Here is a 4,214-nt window from a genome sequence, read left to right as displayed (position 1 = left end):
GGGTTACGGACGATCTCATCGAGATCGGGCTCTTCCGCCCATGCGATCGTCATGCCAAATGAAAGGGTCGCTATTGCGACGCGAGTCCAGCTTTGATTCCGGCTTTGCAGGAGCTTCATCCGATTTCCTTTGTGTGGGTTTCAAATTTATGCGAAACGAGCGCCGGGCGCGCGCGTTTCTTTTTTCATAACGCTTGTCACGAGCGCCGCTTCCTCAGCTCCGTCACCTGCTCGCCGCCTATGCCCCAGTTATCGGTATTGACCTCGTCGATGACAACCACTGTCGTCGCCGGATTCTTGTTGAGTACGCGCTGCAGAAGTGCGGTGACGCCCTCGATCAGTTCAGCTTTTTGCGCCTTGGTGACGCCTTCATCGGTAATCTTGATGTTGATATAGGGCATGTCGGTCTCAGTCAGATTCGGGTTATGGTTGAAGTACGAGGCTTCGTCGATCTAACGAGCACAAGAGCGATTTCGAGCCGCCGAACGAAGTCGTAATGAATGCGGCAAACGAAGAAGTACCCGTATTCAATCAGCCCTGTCGCACCATATCCAGTATCTTCGTCGCGTCGAGCGTGCTCGCTTTCGCCTGCATTTCGGGCAGATAGCGAGCTTGCAGATTTTTAGCCTCGGCTACGATATTGTCGAACGATTCCCTCAGCATCTGCGTCGACAACGTGCGGCCGCCCGCGTAGTAGCGCTTTGCTACGTGACCAAGCGCATACGTGCTAGCGAAGCTCATGCCGGAACTGACCGCCTGATTGCCCGCCCCGCGCGCCAAGCCACCGCCCATCTTGCCGAGCAGTCCGCCGCCGACCTTGCCGAGCAATCCACCCAGCAGCTTGCGCCCCGCCTGCTCTAGGTACTGCGAAGTCAGGCCGACGCCGACAGTGGCGAGGAAATCCTTGATATGTCCGCGATCGAGCTCGAAACCGTACGATTGGCCGATGCGATACACGAGCTTCATCTGCAGCGGAATGATCGCCATCGTCGCCAGAGATTCGGGCAGCAGTTCGAGCGCACCGTTGACGATGGCGGCGTTCAGGACGGTCTTGTCCATTTCCTGATCGGACATTTTCGAATCAGAGGTCGAAGAAGCGGGGGCAGCGGCTTGCAATGGCGCGGCAGCGATCGCTTCGGCCTGGTCGGTGTAGGCTTGAGCCTGCTCGACGGCCAGTCCGAGCGCGGCGCGCGCCTCGGCGAGAAACTTGCGCTCGGCATCCGATTGCATGCCGTCGGCATCGCACACGCATACCGCCATCTCGAACCCCAACAGCCTCGATTCGGGCGTGGTTAGCGCCGCTGTCGTTTCAGCCAGCGAAACACGTTTCAACAGCACGTCCTGATAAAGCGCGGCGATATTGATCGATGCATCACTCGCCAGTGCGTCGGCAATGCGTTTGACCTCGGCGCGTTCCCGCTCGTGCTTGGCGCCGTCGGCAAACGCGGCCATCAGACACAGCGTGAGGATCGATTTCTGCTCCTGCTCGTTCATGCGATTCTTCTCCGTGGTTGCTGATTGGGCAAGTCGGTGCGAGGGAAATTCAGCGATTCAAAGCAAACCGCGCTATGCGTTTACTGTGGCCCCTACGCCGTGCCGAATAACAGGCTGGCGTTACCGCGTTTGCGAACGTTGCTACTGTTCACTCGGGCGGAACCCGCTCGTTCTCAGGGATGAAAACTGAAGTGTCGATGGATAGTTTAAATTTTTGCCGGGGCGGCTGATTCGACCGCACGCACATAAATCGCTTTGCTCGTCACGCCTGGCGCGCTTCTTTCTTCGAACTCGAAAAACGCCGGATGTTTCCGGAAAAGCTCGCTCAGCTTCTTGTGCCCGTACAGGCGCGGATCAAAGTCGGGGCGTATTTTGGTCAGGTAACTGCCGACGCGGCCGAGCGGCGCCCAGCCGGCGTCGTCCGAGGCTTCCTCGATCGCTTGCGTGATCAGATCGACCGGCAGTGCTTGCGGCGTGGAATTCGCATCTTCCTCGATCGCTGTGCTGACACCCGCCTCCGGCGCAGGCGGTGGCGCGGCTTTCGATCGCCGCCGCCGCGACGAGGATTTTACCGGCTCATTGGCGACCTTATCGGCGCGCAGCACTTCGACGTAGACAAACTTGTCGCACGCGGCGACGAAGGAATCCGGCGTTTTGCGTTCGCCAAAACCGAAAACCGTCAGCCCTTCCTCGCGCAAGCGTTGCGCCAGACGCGTGAAATCGCTGTCGCTCGATACCAGGCAGAAACCGTCGAAGCGGCGCGTATACAACAGGTCCATGGCATCGATGATAAGCGTACTGTCGGTCGCATTCTTTCCCTTCGTGTAGGCAAACTGCTGGACCGGGTGGATCGAATGCTTGAGCAGGCTTTTCTTCCACTGGGTATGACTGGTCGAGGTCCAGTCGCCATAAATGCGCTTGACGCTGGCGATGCCGAATTTGGCGACCTCGGCCAGCAACCCTTCGATCACCGATGGCTGCGCATTGTCGGCGTCGATCAGAACGGCGAGCCGCCGCTGTTCGTCGTCACTTTCGATTTTTGCGGTCGTGCGATTTTTCATTTATTCGATACTCTGTTGAATTGCTCTGGTGAAATGCATGAGCTTCGATGACGAAACGGTGGAATGCAACTCTGGTCGGGAGCGCGGCGACGACCGGATTCGGCATAGCGCGGAATCCGCAATCATTGCCATGATAGCGCCGGTCGAAGCACCAACCATCAGACGGCCTGACCCGCGGCGTGCCCGGACGCCCAGGCCCACTGGAAATTGAATCCACCCAGGCGCCCTGTGACATCGACGACCTCGCCGATGAAATAAAGCCCGGGTATGTCGCGCGATTCCATCGTCGTCGATGACAGCGCGTCCGTATCGACGCCGCCCAGCGTGACTTCCGCGGTCCGATAGCCTTCGGTGCCGCTGGCGATAATCGGCCACGAATGAAGCTGGTTCGCGATGTCGCGCAGTTCGGCGCTCTTAAACCGGCGCAGCGGCCGGCTTTCGAAATAGTGCTCGCACAGGCGGTGCGCGAGCCGTTTCGGCAGCATCTCGGCGAGCACCGTTTTCAGTTCCGCGGCCGGCCGCTGTTCGCGCTGCACGCTCAGGCGTTCGAAAGCATCAGTATCGGGCAGCAGGTCCACGCGCAGCGCATCGCCCGCTTGCCAGTATGACGAAATCTGCAAAATCGCCGGCCCGCTCAAACCGCGATGCGTGATCAGCATGCCGCCGCGAGAACTTTGTCCATTGCACTTGGTTTCGACGGGCAACGCGACGCCGCTCAGATCCTGATAATACGCGAGGTGCTTTCCACTCAGGGTCAGCGGCACCAGCGCGGCGCGAGTCGGCAGCACGCGATGACCGAATCGTCTGGCCGCATCGTAGCCAAAGCCACTGGCGCCCATGGTTGGGATCGACAGCCCGCCGGTCGCGATAACCAGCGACTCCGCGCTGACGGCGCCCAGCGTGGTCGCAAGCTCGAAATGATCCGCTGTTCGCTCGATGCGATCGACCGCGCAATTGATCTCGATGCGCACATTCGCGGCATGGCATTCGTCGAGCAGCATTTTCACGATCAGCTTCGACGATTCATCGCAGAACAGCTGTCCCGATTCCTTCTCGTGATAAGCGATGCCATGGCGCTCGACCATGACGATGAAATCCCATTGCGTGTAGCGCGCCAGCGCGGATTTGCAGAAATGCGGATTGGCCGACAGGAAATCGCCGGGCGCGGTATGCAGATTCGTGAAGTTGCAGCGCCCGCCACCCGACATCAGGATTTTCTTGCCGATGCGATTGGCATGCTCGATCACCAGAACACGGCGCCCGCGTTTGCCTGCTTCTATCGCGCACATCAGGCCGGCAGCGCCAGCGCCGATAATCAAGACCTGGTAGCGCAATACAAGCAGCCCGCTAGGATTTGCGCCAAACGCTCGCCAGCCACGGCTGCTGTTCGCGCGGCAGACCTTCGGGCCGGTAATAATGACTCAACTCAATGAAATCCGCTTCCGACATCGCGCGGCGCCAGGTTTCGAGATCGAAGTAGGCGCCGTAGCGCCCGCGGTTCCAGCCTTCCTGATTCTGTCCATGCGGATTCGAGCTGAACAATACGCCGCCCGGTTTCAGCGTCGCGTGCAATTCCGCCAATACGCGCGGCAATTCCTGGCTTGGCACATGAAACAACGCGGCGTTGGCGAACACGCCGTCGAAACGACGGTCCGGCAGA

General features: G+C 59.4%; 5 protein-coding genes. All 5 read right to left on the bottom strand.

Annotated elements, in window-relative coordinates:
* Nucleotides 1–196: 196 nt before the first annotated feature.
* Entirely contained in the window at nucleotides 197–400 is a 204-nt protein-coding gene (locus H0V78_07705; GenBank protein ID MBA2351662.1) for a 4-oxalocrotonate tautomerase family protein, read from the bottom strand.
* Between the two features lie 130 nt (nucleotides 401–530).
* The gene (locus H0V78_07700) at nucleotides 531–1,493 is read right to left on the bottom strand and encodes a TerB family tellurite resistance protein (GenBank protein ID MBA2351661.1); all 963 of its coding nucleotides are present in this window, start codon (nucleotides 1,491–1,493) and stop codon (nucleotides 531–533) included.
* 206 nt (nucleotides 1,494–1,699) lie between these two features.
* On the bottom strand, nucleotides 1,700–2,554 hold the full coding sequence (locus H0V78_07695) for an NYN domain-containing protein (protein MBA2351660.1): 855 nt from the start codon (nucleotides 2,552–2,554) through the stop codon (nucleotides 1,700–1,702).
* A 158-nt stretch (nucleotides 2,555–2,712) separates the two neighbouring features.
* The gene (locus H0V78_07690; protein MBA2351659.1) at nucleotides 2,713–3,888 is read right to left on the bottom strand and encodes an NAD(P)/FAD-dependent oxidoreductase; all 1,176 of its coding nucleotides are present in this window, start codon (nucleotides 3,886–3,888) and stop codon (nucleotides 2,713–2,715) included.
* Between the two features lie 13 nt (nucleotides 3,889–3,901).
* The coding region (locus H0V78_07685; protein ID MBA2351658.1) for a methyltransferase domain-containing protein at nucleotides 3,902–4,214 on the bottom strand (313 nt) is incomplete at its 5' end.

The organism is Burkholderiales bacterium (genome assembly GCA_013695435.1).
In the GTDB taxonomy this organism is placed as follows: Bacteria; Pseudomonadota; Gammaproteobacteria; order Burkholderiales; family JACMKV01; genus JACMKV01.
Note: the sequence above shows the minus strand (reverse complement) of the source record. Positions and strands in the feature narration are given on the sequence as shown.

What these genes read in the sequence shown, in the direction of transcription:
- H0V78_07705 (MBA2351662.1), bottom strand. Translation starts at nt 400, where the DNA reads ATGCCCTATATCAACATCAAGATTACCGATGAAGGCGTCACCAAGGCG.
- H0V78_07700 (MBA2351661.1), bottom strand. Translation starts at nt 1,493, where the DNA reads ATGAACGAGCAGGAGCAGAAATCGATCCTCACGCTGTGTCTGATGGCC.
- H0V78_07695 (MBA2351660.1), bottom strand. Translation starts at nt 2,554, where the DNA reads ATGAAAAATCGCACGACCGCAAAAATCGAAAGTGACGACGAACAGCGG.